We start from the raw sequence: 21,443 nt of genomic DNA, 5'->3' as shown, positions 1-21,443 counted from the left end.
CACCGGCCTCGAGAGCCGGAGTGCCGGCGTCTCAGCGGCCGATCGTGCCCTGTCGCGTGATCGGGGCGTCGGGATCGATCGTGAACGCGACGACGGTGGAGTCGTCGGTTGCGGTGACGGAGACGGTACGATCGTCGGTCACGAGTGCGCTCTCGGTGTATCCGACGGACGCGTCGTCGACCTCCACCGCTCCTTCGAAGACGTACAGGTAGGTGTGCCAGCCCGGTCGGGATGGGAGCGTGACCGTATCCCCGGCATCGAGACAGCAGTCGTGGAAGTCGACGTCGTTGCGGACGGACAACGGGGCGTCGGTTCCCTTGGGACCGAACAGGTGGCGCCAGTCGTTCGCGACGGGATCGGGCACCGCTTCGTGCTGAATGCCCGGTTCGAGGTCGAGACTGTGTGGGCGGACGAATATCTGGAGCATCCGTAGGGGTGGGTCGTCCGCGAGCGTCTCCTCGGCGTGCCAGAAGCCACTGCCGGCGTTCATCACCATCAGGTGCTCGGGATCGGTGACGAGTTCGTTGCCCTGCCGGTCGTCGTGACGCATCACAGCCTCGGGAACCCACGAGACGATCTCCTCGTTGCGGTGCTGGTGCATCCGGATGAGCGTCCCCGGATGCATAAACGACTCGACGACGGTCGCGAGTGGCCCGTAGCCGTGGTCGTCGTGGTCGGGGACGGCGCGGCCAGGGAAGTTGAAGTGGATCCGGAACGAACCTTGGTCTTGCGAGACGTCCGTTCGGGGTGCTGTGTGGATACGGGAGTGCGTCCGTGCCGAGGGCGGATCGTCCATTACCTCGCCGTAGGCTCTCGGTCGCTATATGCGTTCTACGCGACGGTCCTCGGTGTGACACTCGGTGCCCCGTCGTGCAGTCGGCAGCGTTCACGCCGGCGAGAAACGGATGCCTCGGCGACAGAGATCGGCCCCGATACGGTTCTCCGGAGCGATGTACGGGCTGGTGAGACGGTTCTGGTTCGACGCCTGGCCCCCACTACACCCGCGAGGTGGGACGTGGGTGGCTTTTTTGCCGGTGTACGCATAGCTCCCGTATGGTCGTCCTCCTGGAGGTGGACTGGTGACACCCGTTGTTCGAGAGTCGGCCGATCGATCCGGAGGTGATGGACGCCGGTCTCCCCGAATCGCTCGGCGCGGACCGTCACGACGGGAGCGCGTGGCTCCCGGAGACCGACGGCCGGACGTACGTCATCCGCGACGGCGTCCCGAGCGTCTACTTCCTCTGGACACACAGGGACGCCAGCGTCGTCGGTGCCCGCCTGTGTCACCACTTCGGTCCCGGGGTGGACGTCGTCGCGTCCCGGAGCGAACGACTCTCCGACGTGGTCCAGCATGACCGCTGACACGGACGGAGAGACGGGTTCCGCAGCGAACGGACCGGTCGTGCTGTTCGACGGCGTCTGCAATCTCTGCAACGGGCTCGTGGCGTTTCTCGTTCCCCGAGATCCCGAGGGTCGACTCCAGTTCGCCCCGCTCCAGTCGGAAGCGGGCCAAGAACTCTTGGCTCGACACGGGCTTCCGACGGACGAGTTCGACTCTTTCGTCCTCGTCGAGGACGACCGAGCGTATACGAAGTCGGATGCCGCGATACGATTGGCGGAACTGCTCGGCTGGCCCTATCGGGTGGCACGTGTCGGCGGGTTCCTGCCGGCCCGTCTCCGCGATCGGCTGTACGACGTCGTCGCTGCCAACCGATACGACTGGTTCGGGCGACGAGACCGGTGTATGATTCCGGACGAGGATATCGACGATCGATTTCTCTGAGGGTGTTCTCCCCTTCGGGGGTGTGAGACGATTGCGGGGAAGGCTGCGTCGGGCAGACGGGCCGTGATCGTACCCCTCGACGCGACGGCTCGACACGCATGTGGGCTGAGCGATCGCTCGTCCCGGTCCGGGTCGGCGGTTCGAATCGGGGTGGCGCTCGAAGAACTCGACACCGTACGGATCAGAGCCACTCCCCGTCGTTCCACCGGTCGGCGTGGTCGCCTGCGCCGACCGGTATCCGGTAGGTGAGTGTGGTGCCCCGTGGCTCGTTGTCCGTTCGACGTACCGTACCACCGAGCGCGGTGACCGTCCAGTAGATCAACCACAGGCCGATGCCGGTGCTGTGTGCGAGCGTCGTTTCGACACCGGCCATGATGACGGCCCACTGGTCCTCGGGGAGTCCCGGACCGTCGTCGGTGATCTCGATGCGGATCTCCGAATCGTGTTCGGTCCGGTCGACGAGCACCGTCACGTGGGGGGAGTCTCGGTCGTTGTGAACGATCGCGTTCTCGAGTGCCTCGTCGATCGCCAACTGGAGCAAACTCCCGTTCTGAATCTCGATCCCGGGATCGACGTCCATCCTGAACTCGATATCGGCACGTGGGTGTTGCGTGCGTCGTGTTTCGACGAACCCCTCGATCGCACCGACCGAGAGCGAGTGCTGGGCGTAGCGTCGGTGAAAGAGTTCGCGGATCGTTCGCGTTTCGGTACTGAGTTTTTCCAACTCCTCGGCACGCTCGCGGATCGTCTGCACTGCCGCACGATGTTCCGATTCGTCCAACTCTCCCTCGAGGAGGTCCGCATACCCACTGATCGCCGTTACCGAGTTGCGGACGTTGTGTCGCAACACCCGGTCCATCACCGACAACACCTCTTCGATGAACTGCGCGTCCGTTACGTCCTCTTCGATGGCGACGAAATGTGTGATCTCGTCACGCTCGTCAGTTATCGGCACGATCTTCTGTTCGACCTGATACCGTTCCCCGGACTTTCGCCGGTTGACAATCTCCGCGTCCCACACGTCGCCGGCGGTGATCGTGTCCCACAACTCGCTGTAGAACGTCTCGTCCTGTTGGTCGGATTTCAGGAGCCGCGGGTTGCTCCCGATCGCTTCGTCCGCCGTATAGCCCGTCGTCCGTTCGAACGCCGGATTGACGTATACGATCGTGCCGTCGGCATCCGTGATGAAGACGGTCTGTTCGACCGCATCGGCTTGCAGTTCGAACAGCGTTCGCTCCCGTTCGTAGAGTTTCTCGTCCGAGACGTCCTCCTGAAAGCCGAGAAAGTGAGTGACCGTTCCATCGTCGGCTCGGATCGGCTCAATAGAGAGACGGTTCCAGAACATCGACCCGTCCTTCCGGTAGTTCCGTACGTCGGTGGTGAGTGGCTCGTTGGCGTCGATCGCGGCACGGATTTCGGCCACGGTCTCCTCGCTCGTCCCCTCTCCCTGTAGGAATCGGCAGTTCCGCCCCAGCGTCTCGTCACGTGAGTAGCCGGTCAACTCGACGAACCCCTCGTTGACGTATACGAGCGGTTCGTCGTCCCGGGTGGCGTCCGCAACGGAGATACCGATCGGGGTCGCATCCATCGTGTGGGCCGAGAGGCTCGGCGACAACGGGCCGTCGATCTCGAAGAAGTGAGTTTGGATGCGATCGGCACCCTCCCACGCGATGGCGGAACTCAACGCGACGACGACCGTGGGTTCGGTGATCGGGGTGGAGAGTTCGATCGTGCTCCCCACGGACGACGTCTCCCCGGCGTAGAGTCGATCGAACTGCTCGGCGAGGGAGTGCTGGTCGTGGTCCGTGACGAACTCGAAGAGCGACTCCCCGAGGAGGTCGTCCGGAGAGGGAGACTCGAACAGGGCTATAGTAGCGTTTGTAACTGTCCGCACACCTGATCGAACGCTGTCATGCGATCAGGTGTGTGATGACTTACAAAGGCTACTATAGACCGGGCTCGTTGGCATAGAGGATCCGCCCGTGTTCGTGGACGATCATCGGGGGCGTCTCGTGGGGCACCATCCGACCGCTCATGCTGGGTGTTGTAATCCGAGTTTATACATCTGTTTTTACTGGTCGAGCGGATACCATCCGCCGTGATCCCGCGTGTTCTCTCGGCCGCCGAAGCGACGTCGTGACTGGTGCTCTCCTCCGTCCGGGCGTCGAGGGGACGATTACCTCCCGTGACCTCGCTGCCGAACGTATCGGGACGCCCCGCATCCGTGACGCTCCCGGTGCTCCGTGAGGCGTCTGACTGCCTGGAGGTGGCGGTCTGGAGGGGGTACCTCCGTGGAAGCAGTTCCGCGAGCTTGTTCCGACGGCCGGGCGGACGAGTCAGGAATCCGAAAAATTCCACCGGCTCGCGACGACGCCCTGTGGTGTCTCAAGAAAGCGTTAAATTACGGGGGCGAAATAATACAGTAAAGTTGTATGACTGACCAAAGCGAGTCCGAGCGAGGGTTCGACCACACCCAGATAGAGCCGAAGTGGCAAGAAACGTGGAGCGGGGAGGACGCCTTCCGCACGACCGATGATGTCGAAGACCCAACATACGTTCTCGCGATGTTCCCGTACACGTCGGGGAACCTCCACATGGGTCACGTCCGGAACTACACTATCACGGACGCGTTCATGCGTTTCAGCCGGCTCCGGGGCGAGGACGTCCTGCACCCGATGGGGTGGGACGCGTTCGGGCTGCCGGCCGAGAACGCGGCCGAAGACAGAAACATCGACCCCAACGAGTGGACCGAGAAGTCCACCGAGTCGATGCGGAATCAGCTCGTCGAGATGGGGTTCGGCTACGACTGGGAACGGGAAGTGACGACGTGCAAACCGGAGTACTACCAGTGGAACCAGTGGCTGTTCAAACGGTTCTACGACGCCGGCTTGGTGGAGCGGCAGGCGGCCGACCTCAACTGGTGCCCGTCGTGTGAAACCGTCCTCGCAGACGAGCAGGTGGAGGGCGAGGAGAAACTCTGCTGGCGCTGTGACACACAGATAGACACCCGCCAGATGGACCAGTGGTTCTTCACGATCACGGACTACGCGGACGAACTGCTCGAGGGTCTCGACGAACTCGACGGCTGGCCGAACAACGTCCGTGAGATGCAGCGGAACTGGATCGGCAAACAGACCGGCAGTTCCGTGAGTTTCGAGATTCCGGGCCACGGCGAGGTGGATATCTTCACGACACGACTGGACACCATCTACGGAGCGACGTTCTTCACGCTGGCCCCGGGTCATCCGGTGGCGCGGGAGATCGCAGAGGACAACGAGGCGGTCGCTGCCTACATCGAGAAGGCCCAGCGCGCCGACGAGGACGAACTCGAGGTGACCTCGGGCCAGTTCACCGGTAAACACGCGATAAACCCCGCCACAGGCGAGGAGATTCCGATCTACGTGGCCGACTACGTCCTCGAAGAGGTCGGGACCGGGGCGCTCTACGCGGTCCCTGCCCACGACCACCGGGACCACGAGTTCGCGGAGGCACACGACATCCCGATCGAGCAGGTGATCGAACCGGCCCCCGACGCGGACGTCGACCCCGAGGGGATAGACGTCCAGGAGTCCGCCTTCACCGACGACGGGATCCTCGTCAACAGCGGGTCGTTCGACGGGCTCGGGTCCGAGGAAGCACGCGACAGGTTCGTCGAGGAGTTCGACGGCGACCACGTCACGGAGTACAAACTACGTGATTGGGGCATCTCGCGCCAGCGGTACTGGGGGACGCCGATTCCGATCGTCGACTGCCCGGACTGTGGATACGTCACGGTTCCGGACGAGGACCTCCCGGTCGAACTCCCCGAGTACGTCCACACCAAAGGAAACCCACTCGACGAGTCTCCGGAGTGGAAGCAGGTCGACTGTCCGGAGTGTGGCGGGCCGGCACGCCGCGAGACGGACACGATGGACACGTTCGTCGACTCGTCGTGGTACTTCATGCGGTTCGTCTGCCCCGACATGGAGGATGCGCCGTTCGATACCGAGAAGGTCAGCGACTGGTTGCCGGTCGACCAGTACGTCGGCGGGGTCGAACACGCAATCATGCACCTGCTCTACGCGCGGTTCTTCACGCGTGTACTCAACGACATCGGCCTGGTGGACGGCGTCCGAGAACCGTTCGAGAACCTCACGAATCAGGGGATGGTGCTGGGCGAGAACGGCCAGAAGATGTCGAAGAGCAAGGACAACGGCATCTCCCCACAGGAGATCATCGAGGAGTACGGCGCCGACACGGCGCGGCTGTTCATCATGGAGGCTGCCCAGCCGGAGAAGGACTTCGCTTGGAGTCCCGAAGGTGTCAGGTCGGCGTACCACTTCCTGCAGAACCTCTACACGCTGGCCGAGGAGTACGCGTCCGGCCGGACGAGTACCGGTTCAGCCACGGAGAACGCGGACTACATCCAGCGAGAGATCGCAGCGACCGTGACCGAGGCCACCACGGAGTACGAAGAGCTCCGCTTCAACCACTCGCTCCAAGCGATTCGGAGTCTGGTTTCGCTGCTCAACCGGTACCAGAGCATCACCGACCCGGACCCCGAGACGTTCGAGGACGGTATCGTCACCGCGACCAAACTGCTGTCACCGGTTGCCCCCCACGTGGCAGAGGAAATCTGGGACGAACTCGGCAACGACGACCTCATCTTAGAGGCCGACTGGCCCGAGGCCGAACGGCCAGCCAACTACGACGTCGAACAGCGCCTCCTCAAGTCGACCCGAGAGGACATCCGCGACATCGTCGAGATGGCCGACATCGACGACCCCGAGGAGATAGTGCTGACGGTCACACCGGCCTGGAAGAAGACCGTCTACGACTTCGCACAGGAGACCGACGACGACCTCATCGGCACGGTCATGCAGGACGAACAGGTTCGCAAACACGGTGACGCTGCCGCCGACTACGCGAAGGAACTGACCGGACCGGGCCGGCTCAGACCGCAACTCGACCCCGATCAGGAACGCGACGCACTCGAGCGTGCGGCCTGGCTCATCGAAGACGAGTTCGACACGACGGTGACGGTCCGGGCCGGCGAGGACGCCCCGGACGACGCCGCCTCCAAGGCGAAACCGGGTCGCCCCGCCATCGACATCGTCGACTGACTGGACACGCGCCGTCGTCGATCCGCCGGCGCGCATCGTCCGTTCTTTGTGGTGCTCCGGATCTACTCACGGCGGCCGCCGGTGTCCCCGAGACCGGCGGAGAAACGAGTGATGCGTGGGACCGGATTCGAACCGGTGAACTTCTACAAGACAGCGCCCTGAACGCTGCGCCGTTGACCTAGCTTGGCTACCCACGCGCTGGGTTGCGATCAACGGAGCAGTATAAAAATAGATGGCGATTTAGCCCGCCTCGATGACGTCTTTCTCCAGGAATATCTGACAGGCACCACACAGCGGGTCGTGGGGCGTCGTTCCGTCCTCGACGATGGAGGAGCCACAGTTCTCGCAGTTGCCCCAGGTGATTTCGGACAGCATATACCGGGTGATCTCCTCGTATGCGGGGTACAGCTGATACTCGATACCGGGCCACTTCTCACACAGATCGCCGACGATCTTCATGTAGAAGTGGGACGTGTCGGCCCCGACTTCGATCGGTGTCGTCTCCTCTTGGTCCGCGTACCGCGAGAGTGCGTTCAGGACGTAGAGGAGTGTCTCCTTCTTCGAGAGGAACGCCAACGGGTAGACGTACTCGAAGGCACCTGCAGGCCTGACGGGCAGTGACGAGGCGAGATGGCCGGACGTGAACGTGAGAACGATCTCCGAGAGGAGGTCCTCTTTATTGAGGCCGAAACATAGCGTCTCGTAGCCGTGGTCGGCGGCCTCCACCTCGAGGAGTCGTCGCTGGATCTGTGCGAAGATCATCGTCTCGGTCTTCCCGTTGATGTCGGTGTCAGCGACGACGGCGTCTTTGACCTCGTCGAACCTCGCCGTCAGGTTGAACACCGACTCGATCTCCGATTTCGGTATCGTGACGTGATCGACACCGTACTCGTCGGTGATCTCCTTGGTGTATCGATAGGTGTTCTCCTGTTCTAACCCCCAGCCTTCGAGCGTGACGGCCAGACACTCCCCCGCGTCGATCCGCTCTGCCTGCTCTTGCATCGCGGCGAACAGACTGATGCTGTCTTTGCCGCCACTGAGCGCGAACACGTACCCATCGTCGGGGAGCATGTCGTAGTAGTCGATGGTGTCGGCTACGGTCGTCTCGAAGTGTGTGACGAACTGTTCGGCGTTCAGTTCCCTGCGCTGCATCCGGATCGTGTCGACGTCGTAGTCGAAGGTCAACCGCCGGTCGACGTAGACCGGGTCGTCGGTCCGTTCCGTCTCCGTCTCGTACTCGATGAAATGCCGGATGTCGAGCGGTCGAACGACCTGCAGTTCCGTCTCGGGGGTGAGCGGCCGGTCCTCCGTGACGATCGCTCCCTCCTGCCGCGCGATCACGAACGACGGCGGAATGTTGTGGCGAGTCAGTGCCTCTCGAATACTCACCGTCCCGTCCGTCGCCGGAACCTCGATCGAGAAGGCGTTGCCTATCGGGTCTCGGATGCGAATATCCATTTGAGAACCGATCTAGAGACGGCAGTTCCCGTCGACCGGGTTCGTACGGTATCCTTCTCCCTCGAACTCGATCCGCTCTTTCGCTTCCTCGAGGTGCTCTTTCAGCCGGGACGTGCCCTTTCGAGTCTGTTGGCTCATATCTTGAACAGTACCCTGTTTTTAGTTAAATGTTTCCCACAGTGGTAGGTTTCGATCACGGATTTCTCGCTCGAACAGGGTCGCAACTCCCCGAGGCCGACCGTTCGGACGGCGTCGCCGTCGCGTGACCGTACCGGAAGAAGTGGTGATGCGAGGGCAGGGATTCGAACCCCGGAACCTCTACAGGACAGCGCCCTCAACGCTGCGCCGTTGGCCTAGCTTGGCGACCCTCGCCCACCTCCTGTGGGCAATGGAATTCACTAAAAACTTGTTGAAACTGGTTCGGCTCCGACACGACACGGTTTTGAATCAGGAGATGCTGATCGCTGGCTTCCCGGGTTGTGCCCGCTCGCGCATCGTGGGGTCGGCCTCCGAAGCGGGGACGACCGAGACCGTCGCGTCGAACTCCATCTCGATCATCCACGACGCCCGTTCGAGCGTGTCCCGTTCCCGGTCGGGCGGGAGTTCCTCCGTGAGTTCCCGACGGTTCTCGGCCAGATACTGGGCGTACTCGGTGAGTTGGTCGGCCGTATCGGGGTCATCTACTGTTTCGACGACCTTGTCGTAGACTCGCGAATCTTCGTCCAGCGCGACCTGCATCGCACGGTACTTCCACTCCGGCGAGACGACGAGACGGATCTCGCTGGGCTCCATGTCCTGGAGCGAATCGCAGATCTCCCGGATGTCCGACCGGACACTCGAGACGGTTCGTTGCCCTAGCTCGAAGTCATCGGTCCGACGCTCCGGCTCCGGCCACGAACTCGCCGCCAACAGCGTGTCGTCCAAATAGTGCCAGACCTCCTCACACATGTGTGGCATGATCGGGTAGATCATCGCCACGAGTGCACGAACCCCGCGAGTGAACACGTCCGCGTCCGGCGTCGTGTGCTCCCGGTACTGCGAGAGTACGGAGTACAACGACCGGAGTTCCCGGACGGCGTCGTAGAACTCCAGCGACTCGTAGTGGTCGGTGATCGTCTCGATAGCGTGGTCGACGGCTCTGGAGACGTACTCGTCGACCGGCCGGTCGCCGGCGTCGGTCACCTCGTTGATGTGTGTCGTCCCCAACTCGGCGATCTCCTTCCGAAGCGTGTAGCTCGCGTCCCGTCGGTGGTTCGACCAGTCGAAATCGCTCTGTGGCTTCACCCCCCCCATTATGAACAGTCGAGTGAGGCCCTCGCCGTACTCCGCCGGGGAGATAGTGTTGTCGTCGCTTTTCGACATCTTCTTGCCGTGGTTCAACACGTAGCCGTGTGGCAACAGTGTCGTGACCGGTTCGCGAACGTCCAGCAGGCCGATGTCCGACAGCGCACGGGCGAAAAACCGCATGTAGAGCAGGTGGAGTACGGAGTGTTCCTGCCCGCCGACGTACAGGTCGACGGGTAGCCACTCGTTTGCGCGGTCGATATCGAACGGCATCTCGTCCTCGTCGGGCGAAATGAACCGCAAATAGTACCACGACGAATCGACGAACGTGTCCATCGTGTCCGTCTCGCGGACGGCGTCGGCGCCACACTCCGGACAGGTCGTGTCGACGAAGTCCTCGACTTCCTCGAGCGGATTTCCCGTGGTCTGGACGTACTCGGGGAGTTCGACCGGGAGGTCCTCGTCCGGGACCGTGACGTATCCACAGTCCGGGCAGTCGACGATCGGAATCGGCGTCCCCCAGTACCGCTGGCGCGAGATGCACCAGTCCCTGAGACGATAGTCCGTGTACGACTCTGCCACCTCGAGGTCGGAGTGGAGCCGAGACTGGGCTTCGGAACTCGTGAGGCCGTCGTACTCGCCGCTGTTCACGAGCGTTCCGTCCCCGGTGAAGGGTCCGTCGTCACCGTCCTCGGACCTGTCGGGTTCCACGACGCGGCGGGACTCGATGTCGTGTGCCCGTGCGAACTCGAAGTCCCGTTCGTCGTGAGCGGGAATCCCGATCACTGCGCCGGTACCCAAGTCCTCGAGAACGTACTCGGAGACGTAGACCGGCAACTCCTCACCAGTGACCGGGTGGATGGCCGTCGCGTCGGTACGGACACCGTCGACGCCGCGGTCGGTGTCGTCGCCGGTCGAGGAGATGTACTTGGCTACCGCGGAATCGTCGGTTGCGAGTTCGAGACTGCGGTCGTGGTGTGGGGCGAGGGCGAGGTACGTCGCGCCGTGGATGCGGTCCAGCCGTTTGGTGAACACGTCGACTGAGCCACCCTCGGCCAGTTCGAAGGTGACTTTCGTCCCCTCACGCCGCCCGATCCAGTTCCGCTGGCGTTCCTTGACCTGTGACGGCCACCCCGATAACTCGTCCAGTCCGTCGAGCAGTTCGTCCGCGTAGTCGGTGATCGTGAAGAACCACTGCGTGAGTTCGCGGGTCTCCACGGTCGTTCCACACCGCCAGCAGGCACCGTCTTGGACCTCCGCGTTCGCCAGAACGGTTTCGTCACTGGGACACCAGTTGACCCGCCCGTGTTTGCGCTCCACCAGGCCCGCCTCGTAGAACCGTTTGAACAACCACTGTGTCCACCGGTAGTATCCTGGGTCGGAGGTCCGTATCTCACGCGACCAGTCGTAGCTGAAACCCAGGTTCTCCATCTGGTTTCGCATCCGGTTGACCGACTGATTCGTCCAGATCTCCGGGTCGATTCCGTTCTTCTGGGCCGCGTTCTCGGTCGGCAAGCCGAACGCGTCCCACCCCATCGGGTGCAGGACGTCCTCGCCTCGCATTCGTTTGAACCGGGCGAACGTGTCCGTGATAGTGTAGTTCCGGACGTGTCCGATGTGTAACTCGCCTGTCGTGAACGGGAACATCCCGAGGATGTACGTCGGGTCGGTCGCCGAATCGTCCAGTTCGAACAACTCTTCGTCCCGCCACGTTTCCTGCCAGTGTTTCCCTTCGTTCATTGTTGTCCGTCGGATCCTGTGATGTCGGTGAGTCCCGAGTGTCCCGCGATGTTCGCACCGTGGCTCTTACTTGCAAATGATAAAAAAGTTCGGCTGAGCCCGCTCACACCCCTCTCCTGTCGGTTCGCAACTGACGCCGAAGCCACTCCCGACTCCACCGAGACACGGTGAGGAGCCACCCGCCGTCTCGCCGACGTCCGGGGGTCGCGTTAAGTTAGAGGATGAGGCGTTCGATTTCTGAGTGTCTATGGCAGAATCCGAACGCCTCAGCAAGTGTATCGAGTGGATCGACTTGTCGTTTGTGGAGCGAAAGCGGACTCCCGAGTGGGCGATTCAAGTGGGTATCCGGTGTCATCTCGCAGGTATGTCAACAAGAGATGCAAGTCAGTTTCTCGATGAGTTGGGAGTCAAACGTAGTCACGTCGCGGTTCACAACTGGGTGCACAAGGCCGAGCTACAGCCGGTTTCGACGGTGAGTGCGGATCAACTCGCGGTCGACGAGAAAGTGATCCGCATCAACGGTGACGACTACTGGCTGTACGGTGCCGTCGATCCCCAAACAAACGAAATCCTGCAGTTCAGGCTGTTTCCAGCGACGACGAAACAGACGACGCGATGGTTTCTGACCGAACTTCATCGACGATATCGGCTAGATGGCGTCGAATTTCTCGTCGATGACGCCGATTATCTAGTGAACGTCCTCGACGAAGACGGGTACCGATTCCAGATGATTTCACACGGGAATCGGAATGCCATCGAACGTGTCTTTTGGGATATAGAACGACGAACCTCATCGTTCGCAACTAGTTTCAGCCATGTCGAACCGCAGACAGCAGAATCGTGGCTCAAAGCCCTCGCCGTCCGGCACAACTCACGCCAAAGTTAACGCGACCCGTCCGGGACCGTTGGCGAAGAGAGTCGCAGCCTCCACCGTTCTCGACGGGTCAGTCGAGTCGACCGAGACGCGAACGCTGGAGGCGACGTCCCTGACTGCGCACTCCAGTTAGTTCCGGCGTACGGTAGTGCTCGCCGACCTGAACCTCACGACCGTTCGATGGCGAGAACGCGTTCGTTGTTCGCCGCGTAGAGGAGGTTCTCCCCGGCAACGACCGTCCCGACGACGCTGTTCGTCTCGATTTCCCACTGGTGCTCGCCGGTCCGCGAGAACGCGTAGACGTGGTCGTCGTTCGATCCAGCATACACCATATCGGCAGTCACGGCGGGTTCGTACACGGTGCTGTTCTCGTCCGTGAACGACCACCGTTCGGAGCCGTCCGAGCGATCGAGTGCGAGGAGCGTCCCGTGATCCCGCCCGCTACAGCCGAGATACACCGCGTCGCCGTCGACGACCGGGCGCGTTCCACGTTTCGGCGACGGCGTGTCGACCGTCCATCGAACGGAGCCGTCCGCACGGTTCAGCGCACACAGTTTCCCTGTCCGTCCCGGTTCGGTCGACGTGGCCACGTAGACGGTGTCGTCCGCGGTCGTCGGGCTTCGCGTCTCGGTGTCGGTCCGGTACTGCCACCGTCGCTCGCCGTCGACGTCGAACGCCGTAACGATCCCGTCGACGCGGTTGGTGAAGACGACGCCGTTTGCCGTCGCTGCCGGCGTCGTGAGACGGTCCCCGCCCGTATCCGCCCGCCAGACGACGTCACCGCTGTCGGCATCGATGGCGAGCAGATCCTCGGCGTTCGCGTACACCTGCCCGTCGCCGACGCCGACACCCTGTCTGAGTGGAGATCCGACGAACCAAGCCTGCGTGCCGTCCGAGCGCCGGAGGGCACGGAGCCCGTCGCAACCGGGAACGTAGATTCGTTGGTCATCGACGGCGATGTCACTGTCGAGACAGAGCCGCTGATCGAAGTCGCTCTCGCTGTACTCGGTCGTCCACCGTGAACTCCCGTCGGTCGGCGACAGCGCGTGGAGCGTCAGTCGATCCATGACGTAGAGCGTCCCATCGTCGAGGAGTGGTCGCCCACGAATACTCCTGCGCCAGCGGATCCGATCGGAGGAGGGTCCGGACTCACCGAGACACCCGGAACCGATTCCGGCGAAGCAGATACCGAGGGACAGGAGGGCCGTTCTGCGGGAAACTGGACACCGAGATTCGGTCCGTCCGGATCCGGCGTCCGGCCGATCGGGAGGCTCTCGCGGAGGCATCATTCCCGGGCTTCGTCGGTGTCGAGTCGGTAGTTCGTCGTCCCGTCGCTCGTCACCGCGACCACGCCTTCGGCGACCAGTCCGTCCCGACGCTCGGTCAGCACTTGGCGGAGCGACTCTGGGTGGGCGTCGTTACCACGAACGCGTTCCATCTTCGCGTCCACGTTGTCGACGGAGTCCGGGAGGAACGCGACGGTCAACTCCCCCTCGTCCCCGTATCGGCCGACGGAGGCAGTTCGTGTTGCCGGAGAGCCGGCCGACTGGGCACCGTCGTCCCACTCGACATCGGAGATTGGCATGGTCGTCGATGGGTGCCGACACAGTTCAACGTATCTCACTGTTTCCCACGTAGTAACTCGGGGACGACCCCCACGGACGAAACACGCAGCGACGGGATGTCGAAACTAATATAGTAGCCTTTGTAAGTCATCACACATCTGATCGCATGACTGCGTTCGATCAGGTGTGCGGACAGTTACAAACGCTACTATAGTTTTGTACCGCTCCACAGGGAGTGCGCCCGATTCCGGTCCCGACGGCCGCGGTACCGTCGGCGCGAGTCGTGACGAGTCGGCAAAAGATTTAAACAATAGGTTCGCCACGACACTTATAATGGAACGTCCTAGCCGCCAACGTCAGCGAAGCCAGGAAACCGAACAGGACGCTGACGAATCCGTGGACTGTCCCGAATGCAACTCGGACAACGTCGTCACCGACGCGGATCAGGGCGAACTCGTCTGTGACGACTGCGGACTAGTGATCGACGAACGGCAGATCGACCGCGGACCGGAGTGGCGGGCGTTCAACCACTCGGAGCGCCAGAGCAAGTCACGCGTCGGCGCACCGATCACGGAGACGATGCACGACCGCGGGCTGACGACGACCATCGACTGGAAGGACAAGGACGCGTACGGGCGGTCGCTCTCCTCGGAGAAGCGCTCCCAGATGCACCGCCTGCGCAAGTGGCAGGAGCGCATCCGGACGAAGGACGCGGGCGAGCGGAACCTGCAGTTCGCGCTGAGCGAGATCGACCGCATGGCCTCGGCGCTGGGCGTCCCCCGGTCGGTGCGGGAGGTCGCCTCGGTGATCTACCGGCGCGCGCTCAACGAGGACCTCATCCGCGGCCGCTCGATCGAGGGCGTCGCCACCGCCGCCCTCTACGCCGCCTGTCGGCAGGAGGGCATCCCCCGGTCACTCGACGAGGTGGCGGAAGTCTCCCGCGTCCCACAGAAGGAGATCGGTCGGACCTACCGCTACATCTCCCAGGAACTCGGTCTCGAACTCAAGCCGGTCGATCCGAAGCAGTTCGTCCCGCGTTTCGCCTCGGCGCTCGAACTCAGCGAGGAGGTCCAGGCCAAAGCGACCGAGATCATCGACGTCTCCGCCGAACAGGGCCTCCTCTCCGGGAAGTCGCCGACCGGGTTCGCGGCGGCGGCCATCTACGCGGCCTCCCTGCTCTGTAACGAGAAGAAAACCCAGCGCGAGGTGGCCGACGTCGCCCAGGTGACCGAAGTCACTATCCGGAATCGGTATCAGGAACAGATCGAAGCGATGGGCTTCCGTTAGCGCCGGACGAACACGACGACCTCTCGGTTCCACAGCGACAGTCGGTACGTACTCGATTCGTAGCCCGGCAGCCGTTCGGCGAGCGTCGCCCGCCGGTCGGACGGTGCGATCACCACCGGCGGGACGGTGTCGAGCGCCGACAGTTCTCCGGGGTCGCGGACCCCCGCTGTCTCCGTGCCCGCCCGCTCTACGTACCACGACAGGGGTAGCCGGTTCCCCCACGCGTCACTCACCGGCGGTCGGCCCGTGTCGGCGTCGGCTTCCGTGACGAACGTCCGCCCGTAGAACAACACGTCGACGCCCTCGTTGCCATCGCTCGCGGCCGCCACGTCGGCGAGGACGGGGTCGAGGTCGTCCGCGGGCTGGGCGTGGTGGACGAGGGGATTCTCGGGCGTCGTCGGTCCGTAGGCCGTGTCCGCGACGGCGACGCCCAACCCGCCGACGAGGGCGAGCGCCAGCAATCCCGCGACTGCGACGCCGACGGCGTCGTCGCGGTCCAGCGCGCGGGCGGCGTAGCGGACGAGCAGTCCGACCCCCGCGGCCGCGGGAACCAGCGCCGGCGCGACGGTGTGGACGGTGAGCCACGCCGCGCTCTCCTCGGTGATGACCGGGAAGACCAGCAGCGACGCGCCAGCCCAGTAGGCGTGGAAGGCGACGACCGGCCGCGTGGGGCCACGGCTGTACCGATCTGCGGCGAAGCCGACGGCGGCGAGGGCGACGACGACGGCCGACGCCGCCAGTAGCGTCTCGGCGTGGGCGCTCAGATACGGCAGGAGTTCGTGTTCGCCGCCCTGTCGTCGGCCGACGACGCGGACGCCGTAGAACGTGCGGGCCGCGCCGACGAAGGCCGCCTCCACCGCACCCAGCGTCGGGCTGATGCCGCCGTCGGTCCGCGGCGCGTAGAAGTAGAGGTGGACCGAGAGGAAGACGGCGAGTGCACCCATCGCGGCCCTAGGCGGGCCACGAAGCCGGACGAGGACGCTTCCAATGCGCTCGCGGGCGACGCCGCCCTCGCCGACGTTCCCGGACTCCGTCCGGGAGCCAGATGAACTCTGCTCACCGACGAGCCGTCGTTGGTCGACGGTGAGGCCGGCGGCGGCGAGCCAACAGAGGATGTAGCCGACGACGAACCCCGACGCAGCGACGGCGAGGCCGAGGGCGGCCGCGCCGAGGTAGCGATAGCCCGCGGGGTCGGCGTCCTCCGGGGCGTCGAGCAGTCGGACACCACAGCCGACGACGACGAGGCCGAAGACGGCGAGAGGGACGTCGCCGCGGAGGAAGCGCGCATAGTAGAGGAGGACCGGACTGGCGGCCAGCAACGCCGCGAGCGCGACCGTCTCGGCGTCGCCGAGGCGGTAGCCCGAGTCCGAGTCCACTCCGCGGAAGAGGAGCGCGAGGAGCGGCGACAGGCCGCCGACGACGGCGACGGCGGCGCGGGCGGTGGCGTCGGTCGCGCCGACGGCCCCGAAGACGAGTCGGTCGACGACGTAGAGCAGCGGCCCGCCAGCGACCGGACGGTAGGCGAGACTGCCGGTGTCGAGCGAGCGGAGGGTCCAGTAGCCGACGCGGGCCTCGTCCCAGTGAAACGGACGCGCGCCGAGGCCGACGACCCGGCCCGCGAGGGCGACGACGGAGAGGGCGACGACGGCGACGACGACCCGGTCGATCCACGACCCGGGACCGTCGGAGGCGGCCGCTGACATACCGGTCCATCCGCCGGGGTCCCGGTCAACCTTTCGGTCCCTCACCGACCGATACAAACCGGTGGCTCACGGACGGTCGGTATGGACCTCTTCGGGACGGCAGGCATCCGCGGGAGTGCGGTCACGGACGTAACACCGGAACTCGCGATGGCGGTGGGGCGGGCGGTCGCACGCGACGGCGACGAGGTGGTGATCGGCCGCGACGGGCGGACGACCGGCGAGGGCCTGGCGTCGGCCGTCGAGGCGGGAGCCCTCTCCGGCGGCGCCGCAGTCCGGCGGGTGGGCGTCGTCCCGACGCCCGCACTGGCTTTCGCCACCCGCGGCCGGCGGGGAGTGATGCTCACCGCCTCGCACAACCCGCCCGACGACAACGGCATCAAACTCTTCGACGACGGCGTCGAGTTCGACCGCGAGGCAGAGCGGGCGGTCGAGCGCCGGGTCGCCGAGGGATCGCCGCCGGTCGACTGGGACGAGTGGGGCGACGTGCGCGACGCGCCGGTCCTCGACGCCTACCGCGAGGCGGTCGTCGACTACGCGCGGGGGTACGGCGCGCCTCTCGACGGCCTGCAGATCGTCGTCGACTGCGCGAACGGGATGGCGGCGCTGGCGACGCCGACGGTGCTGCGGGAACTCGGTGCGAGCGTCGTCACGCTCCACGGAAACGTCGACGGCCACTTCCCCGGCCGGGGGAGCAAGCCGACGCCCGAATCGCTGGCGGACCTCCGGCGGTTCGTCGCCGACGGCGACGCGGCCTTCGGAATCGGCCACGACGGCGACGCCGACCGGATCGTGATCGTCGACGGCGCCGGCGAGGTGGTCCACGAAGACACGGTACTCGCCGTCGTCGCCGAGCGGTACGTCCGCGACTGCGACGCCGCCGACCCGGTCGTGGTGACGACGCCCAACGCCTCGGCCCGGATCGACGACCGCGTCGCCGCCGCGGGTGGGCGGGTCGAGCGGGTCGGGCTCGGCTCGCTCCACGAGGGCGTCGCCCGGGTTCGGGCCGAGGGTGGCACGGTCGCGTTCGCGGCCGAACCCTGGAAACACATCCACCCCGCCTTCGGCGGGTGGATCGACGGCGTGGTCAGCGCTGCCGTGATCGCTCGCTTCGTCGCGAGCGAGGGGTTGGATACCCTGCGCGAACCCGTCATCGAGCGACCGTACCGGAAGGTCAGCGTCGCGTGTCCGGACGACCGAAAGTCGGCGGCGATGGAGCGACTGGCGACGACGCTCCCCGAGGCGTTCCCGGACGCGACCGTCGACCGGTCACACGGGATCCGACTCGAACGGCGGGACGGGTCGTGGCTGCTCGTTCGCCCCAGCGGGACCGAACCCTACGTCCGACTGTACGCCGAGAGCGAGGCCGTCGACGAGTTGGTGGCGACCGCACGCGAGCGGATCGAGCGGGCGGTCGAGGCGGCCGCGTAGCGACGGGGACGACCCAATCCCGTCGTCTCGGTGGCGACGGAACGGGAAGGAAGAGTTTTCCAGCCGCGGGAGTGACGCAGTACCAATGACCACCCACGAGTGCGACGTCGTCGTCGTCGGCGCGGGTACCGCCGGCTGTTACGCCGCGGCGTCGGCCGCCCGCGACGGCCTCGACGTCCTCGTCGTCGAACGAAAGGACGAGTCGGAGGCGGGCCACATCGCCTGCGGCGACGCCCTGAAAGGGGCCGACGCGTTCCCGGACGCCATCCCAAAATCGGAGATCAGGTCCTCGTTCACCAACACGGGCGTCGACCACGGCCGGTTCGAACTCCCAGACCACGACACCGTCCTCGACATCCCCGTGCCCGGCGAACTCGCCGTCATCGACCGCCTGGAGTTCGGGCGGCGCATGATCGACGGCGCAGCCGACGCGGGCGCCGAGTTCCACTACGACACCGTCGTTCAGGACGTCACGCAGGAGGACGGCCGCGTGACCGGGGTTCGCGGGGTCCGGAAGGGGGATCCGGTCACCTACGAGGCCCGCGTGACCGTCGACGCCGCCGGCGCGCTCTCCATCCTCCAGGACAAGGCCGACCTCGAGGACGCCACCTTCGACACCAACGTCTCGTACTCGCAGTTCTGCTCGGCCTACCGCGAGATCGTCGAAGTGCCCGAGGCAGTCGAGTGGGACGACGCCCTCGTGTTCAAGCCGACCCAGCGGGCGGCGGGCTACCTCTGGTACTTCCCGCGGACGAGTACGACGATCAACGCCGGTCTCGGCTTCCAGATGACCGAGGAGCCGATGAAACTCGTCAGGGACCTGCGCGAGGACCTCCGGAACCGGCCGGAGTTCCGGGGTGCGGAGGTGACGGACAAACTCGGTGCGGCGCTCCCGACCCGGCGACCGTACGACTCGGCGGTCGCGCCGGGGTTCGTCGCCGTCGGTGACGCCGCCGGCCACGTCAACCCGACGACGGGAGGTGGTATCGCCGGCGCGGCCTACGCCGGCACCTACGCCGCCGACGCCATCGTCGACGCCCTCGCGGACGGCGGCCCGACCGAGGCGGCGCTGTGGGAGTACAACGAACGCGTCATGGATCACTTCGGGGCGCGGTACGCCGGCCTCGACGTGTACAACGTCCTCTCGACGGCGGTCGACGTCGACGACCTGATGGGTCTCCTGGCCTCGCTGCCGGGCGAGAAACTCGCGGAGGCGCTCTACTCCGGGTCGACCTCAATGGGACTCGCCCTGAAACTCAAGAGCGCCGTCAAGAGCTTCGGCTACTGGGGAACTATCCTCGATTTCTACCGGACGAAGAAGCTCTCGGAGGAACTGATGGGTCGGTACGACTCCTACCCCACGGCCCCCGGCGACCTGGCGGCGTGGCAGGCCGAGCGTGACGACGTGATGGAGCGGGTGTACGAGACGACGGGCGCGGAGCCGAAGTACTAGGCCTCAGCCCGTCGACTCGGCGACGTCGTTGATGCCGGTCTGGACCAGATACCAGAACGCGGGAACGAACACCAGCCAGAGGAGAAAGAGGAGGATGCCGTCCTCGTCGGCCACCGCCTCGCAGTCGTTGCTCGTCCGCCACATGACGACGAAGTTGTAGACGGGGACGAACAATCCGACCGTGCGTATGGTGGGGTCGATGTCGGCGTCCGTCCCCGCGTCGAGTTGCTTGTTGACCGTATGGAACCAGTAGAGCCAGTAGAGGGACAGCGTGAGGACCGAGTAGAGGACCTGTTTCGCGAGTGACTTGGACTGGAACGCCGAGGGGTCAGTTATCTGCGTGGCATCGTCCGCCATGGTGTCATCTGCGTAATCATACCCGAAAAGTCTTACTGCGGATGCGACGCGGAGCGAGCGTGGGACGCGATCTGACACCTACGTCACGGCAGCCGGGTCGTCGCCGAGAGTGAGGGTCGTCCCGGCGAGCACGTCCACGGCGAGCCGGATCGTCTCCTCGTCGACGTCGAAGGTCGGCGTGTGGTGGCCACCGGGGTGGTCGGTGCCGACACAGACGTACGTGGCGAGGCCGCCCCGATCCTGGACCCGTTCCATCAGGTACGTGGCGTCCTCGCTTCCACCGAGCGTGTCGGTGTCGAGCGTCGAGGTGACGCTGGGTGTCGACCGGGCGACACGGCCGACGACCGCGGCGAGAGCGTCGTCGCTCTCCCCACCGGGCGCCCGGCCCTCGCGTTCGATCGCCACCTCGCAGTCGTGCATCTCGGCGGCCGACCGGACGACTCGCTCGGCGTGGTCGTCCATGTACTCCATGAGTTCGGTCGTCTCGCCCCGGACCTCGCCCTCGATGAACGCCTCCTCGGGGACGATGTTCGAGGCGGTACCGCCACCGACGCGGCCGGCGTTGACCCGCGTCGCCCCCTCGTGGTGGCGGGGGACGGCGTAGAGATTTTGGACCGCGGCCGCCATCGCCTGGACCGCGTTACGCCCCCGTTCGGGGTGACCACCGGCGTGGGCGGACGCGCCCGAAAAGTCGGCCCGGAAATGACTCACCGCGAGGAATCCGTCGATCCCGGCGACCACCTCGCCGGTGGGGTGGTCGAGGCCGACGTGGAGTGCGAGCAGGTAGTCGACGTCGTCGAGGTGCCCGCTCTCGGCCATCGGTTCGCCGCCGGCGATGGTCTCCTCGCTGGGCTGGAAGAACAGCTTGAGCGTCCCCTCGAAGTCGCTCGCGGCGACGGCGTCGAGGACGCCGACTCCGACGGTCGCGTGGGCGTCGTGGCCACAGGCGTGCATGTACCCCTCGTTCTCGGAGCGAAAGCCCGCGGCGGCGGGGTGGTGGTCGTCGCCGTCGGCCTCGGTGATCGGCAGGGCATCGATGTCGACCCTGAGGCCGACGGTCGGCCCCTCTCCCCGCCGGAGGACGGCGACGAGTCCGGTGTAGCCGCCGTCGAGTCGGTCGACGACGTCCTGGCGTGCCCCGGCCTCGACGGCGCGGTGTGCCCACTCCTCCAGGTCGGCGTCGTCGGGGACGCCACGCCGGTCGCCGGCGAGGACTTCCGGGCCGACGTGGAGCGCGTCCAGCGGGCGCGTCTCCAGTTCGTCGACGAGACGGGCGGTGGTGTAGAACTCCCGCCACGCGGGTTCGGGGTGTCGGTGCAGGTCGCGACGGAGGTCACGGAGGTCCTCGAAGTCGGGAGTCGGGGCGCTCATGCCGGGGCGGAGGCGAGCCACCCACATAAGTCGTGACG

17 protein-coding genes and 2 tRNA genes are annotated in these 21,443 nt (G+C 65.1%); 7 read left to right on the top strand and 12 right to left on the bottom strand.

Features of this window, described 5'->3' with window-relative positions; translation table 11 throughout:
- Window positions 1–31 precede the first annotated feature (31 nt).
- The gene (locus NBT81_RS14490; protein ID WP_338739555.1) at window positions 32–796 is read right to left on the bottom strand and encodes a pirin family protein; all 765 of its coding nucleotides are present in this window, start codon (window positions 794–796) and stop codon (window positions 32–34) included.
- Window positions 797–1,089: 293 nt separating this feature from the next.
- Here NBT81_RS14490 and NBT81_RS14485 point away from each other — a divergent pair, with 293 nt between their 5' ends.
- Entirely contained in the window at window positions 1,090–1,362 is a 273-nt protein-coding gene (locus NBT81_RS14485) for a hypothetical protein (RefSeq protein WP_338739554.1), read from the top strand.
- A complete protein-coding gene (locus NBT81_RS14480; RefSeq protein WP_338739553.1) occupies window positions 1,352–1,783 on the top strand; it encodes a thiol-disulfide oxidoreductase DCC family protein in 432 nt (143 codons plus the stop codon). The genes NBT81_RS14485 and NBT81_RS14480 overlap by 11 nt, the downstream gene beginning before the upstream one ends.
- A gap of 181 nt (window positions 1,784–1,964) precedes the next feature.
- Here the strand turns inward: NBT81_RS14480 and NBT81_RS14475 are convergent, their stop codons facing one another.
- Window positions 1,965–3,677: a PAS domain-containing protein gene (locus NBT81_RS14475; protein WP_338739552.1), complete on the bottom strand. Its 1,713-nt coding sequence runs from the start codon at window positions 3,675–3,677 to the stop codon at window positions 1,965–1,967.
- 538 nt (window positions 3,678–4,215) lie between these two features.
- On the opposite strand from NBT81_RS14475, the gene leuS (NBT81_RS14470) reads away from it, so the two are divergent.
- On the top strand, window positions 4,216–6,885 hold the full coding sequence (gene leuS / locus NBT81_RS14470; protein WP_338739551.1) for a leucine--tRNA ligase: 2,670 nt from the start codon (window positions 4,216–4,218) through the stop codon (window positions 6,883–6,885).
- Window positions 6,886–6,997: 112 nt separating this feature from the next.
- Here the strand turns inward: leuS (NBT81_RS14470) and NBT81_RS14465 are convergent.
- The 5 genes from NBT81_RS14465 to leuS (NBT81_RS14445) form a co-directional block, all read right to left on the bottom strand.
- Window positions 6,998–7,082, bottom strand: a tRNA-Leu gene (locus NBT81_RS14465).
- A gap of 43 nt (window positions 7,083–7,125) precedes the next feature.
- Window positions 7,126–8,274 (bottom strand): hypothetical protein, encoded by a 1,149-nt coding sequence (locus tag NBT81_RS14460; RefSeq protein WP_338739550.1) that lies wholly within the window; start codon window positions 8,272–8,274, stop codon window positions 7,126–7,128.
- 81 nt (window positions 8,275–8,355) lie between these two features.
- A complete protein-coding gene (locus tag NBT81_RS14455; RefSeq protein ID WP_338739549.1) occupies window positions 8,356–8,481 on the bottom strand; it encodes a hypothetical protein in 126 nt (41 codons plus the stop codon).
- 149 nt (window positions 8,482–8,630) lie between these two features.
- Window positions 8,631–8,715 (bottom strand) — tRNA-Leu (locus NBT81_RS14450).
- Window positions 8,716–8,790: 75 nt separating this feature from the next.
- On the bottom strand, window positions 8,791–11,367 hold the full coding sequence (leuS, locus tag NBT81_RS14445; RefSeq protein WP_338739548.1) for a leucine--tRNA ligase: 2,577 nt from the start codon (window positions 11,365–11,367) through the stop codon (window positions 8,791–8,793).
- Window positions 11,368–11,614: 247 nt separating this feature from the next.
- Between leuS (NBT81_RS14445) and NBT81_RS14440 the strand changes: the two genes are divergently transcribed.
- Window positions 11,615–12,253, top strand: a complete 639-nt coding sequence (locus tag NBT81_RS14440) for an IS6 family transposase (RefSeq protein WP_338739547.1) — start codon at window positions 11,615–11,617, stop codon at window positions 12,251–12,253.
- Between the two features lie 155 nt (window positions 12,254–12,408).
- Here NBT81_RS14440 and NBT81_RS14435 read toward each other — a convergent pair whose 3' ends face one another.
- On the bottom strand, window positions 12,409–13,527 hold the full coding sequence (locus NBT81_RS14435; protein ID WP_338739546.1) for a PQQ-binding-like beta-propeller repeat protein: 1,119 nt from the start codon (window positions 13,525–13,527) through the stop codon (window positions 12,409–12,411).
- Window positions 13,527–13,826 (bottom strand): hypothetical protein, encoded by a 300-nt coding sequence (locus NBT81_RS14430; RefSeq protein WP_338739545.1) that lies wholly within the window; start codon window positions 13,824–13,826, stop codon window positions 13,527–13,529. The genes NBT81_RS14435 and NBT81_RS14430 overlap by 1 nt, the downstream gene beginning before the upstream one ends.
- Window positions 13,827–14,139: 313 nt before the next feature.
- Here NBT81_RS14430 and NBT81_RS14425 point away from each other — a divergent pair, with 313 nt between their 5' ends.
- On the top strand, window positions 14,140–15,093 hold the full coding sequence (locus NBT81_RS14425; RefSeq protein WP_299333293.1) for a transcription initiation factor IIB: 954 nt from the start codon (window positions 14,140–14,142) through the stop codon (window positions 15,091–15,093).
- Here the strand turns inward: NBT81_RS14425 and NBT81_RS14420 are convergent.
- Window positions 15,090–16,796 (bottom strand): flippase activity-associated protein Agl23, encoded by a 1,707-nt coding sequence (locus NBT81_RS14420; RefSeq protein ID WP_338739544.1) that lies wholly within the window; start codon window positions 16,794–16,796, stop codon window positions 15,090–15,092. The two genes, NBT81_RS14425 and NBT81_RS14420, sit on opposite strands and share 4 nt — an antisense overlap.
- An 81-nt stretch (window positions 16,797–16,877) precedes the next feature.
- Here NBT81_RS14420 and NBT81_RS14415 point away from each other — a divergent pair, with 81 nt between their 5' ends.
- Together NBT81_RS14415 and NBT81_RS14410 are read left to right on the top strand one after the other, a co-directional pair.
- Window positions 16,878–18,224: a phosphomannomutase gene (locus NBT81_RS14415; protein WP_338739543.1), complete on the top strand. Its 1,347-nt coding sequence runs from the start codon at window positions 16,878–16,880 to the stop codon at window positions 18,222–18,224.
- Window positions 18,225–18,309: 85 nt separating this feature from the next.
- The gene (locus tag NBT81_RS14410) at window positions 18,310–19,677 is read left to right on the top strand and encodes a geranylgeranyl reductase family protein (protein ID WP_338739542.1); all 1,368 of its coding nucleotides are present in this window, start codon (window positions 18,310–18,312) and stop codon (window positions 19,675–19,677) included.
- Window positions 19,678–19,680: 3 nt separating this feature from the next.
- Here the strand turns inward: NBT81_RS14410 and NBT81_RS14405 are convergent, their stop codons facing one another.
- Complete coding sequence (locus NBT81_RS14405) at window positions 19,681–20,034, bottom strand: DUF4234 domain-containing protein (RefSeq protein WP_338739541.1); 354 nt, start codon at window positions 20,032–20,034, stop codon at window positions 19,681–19,683.
- 78 nt (window positions 20,035–20,112) lie between these two features.
- Window positions 20,113–21,405, bottom strand: a complete 1,293-nt coding sequence (locus NBT81_RS14400; protein WP_338739540.1) for an amidohydrolase — start codon at window positions 21,403–21,405, stop codon at window positions 20,113–20,115.
- Window positions 21,406–21,443 lie beyond the last annotated feature (38 nt).

Source organism: Haloplanus sp. CK5-1, from assembly GCF_037201915.1.
In the GTDB taxonomy this organism is placed as follows: Archaea; Halobacteriota; Halobacteria; order Halobacteriales; family Haloferacaceae; genus Haloplanus; species Haloplanus salilacus.
Note: the sequence above shows the minus strand (reverse complement) of the source record. Positions and strands in the feature narration are given on the sequence as shown.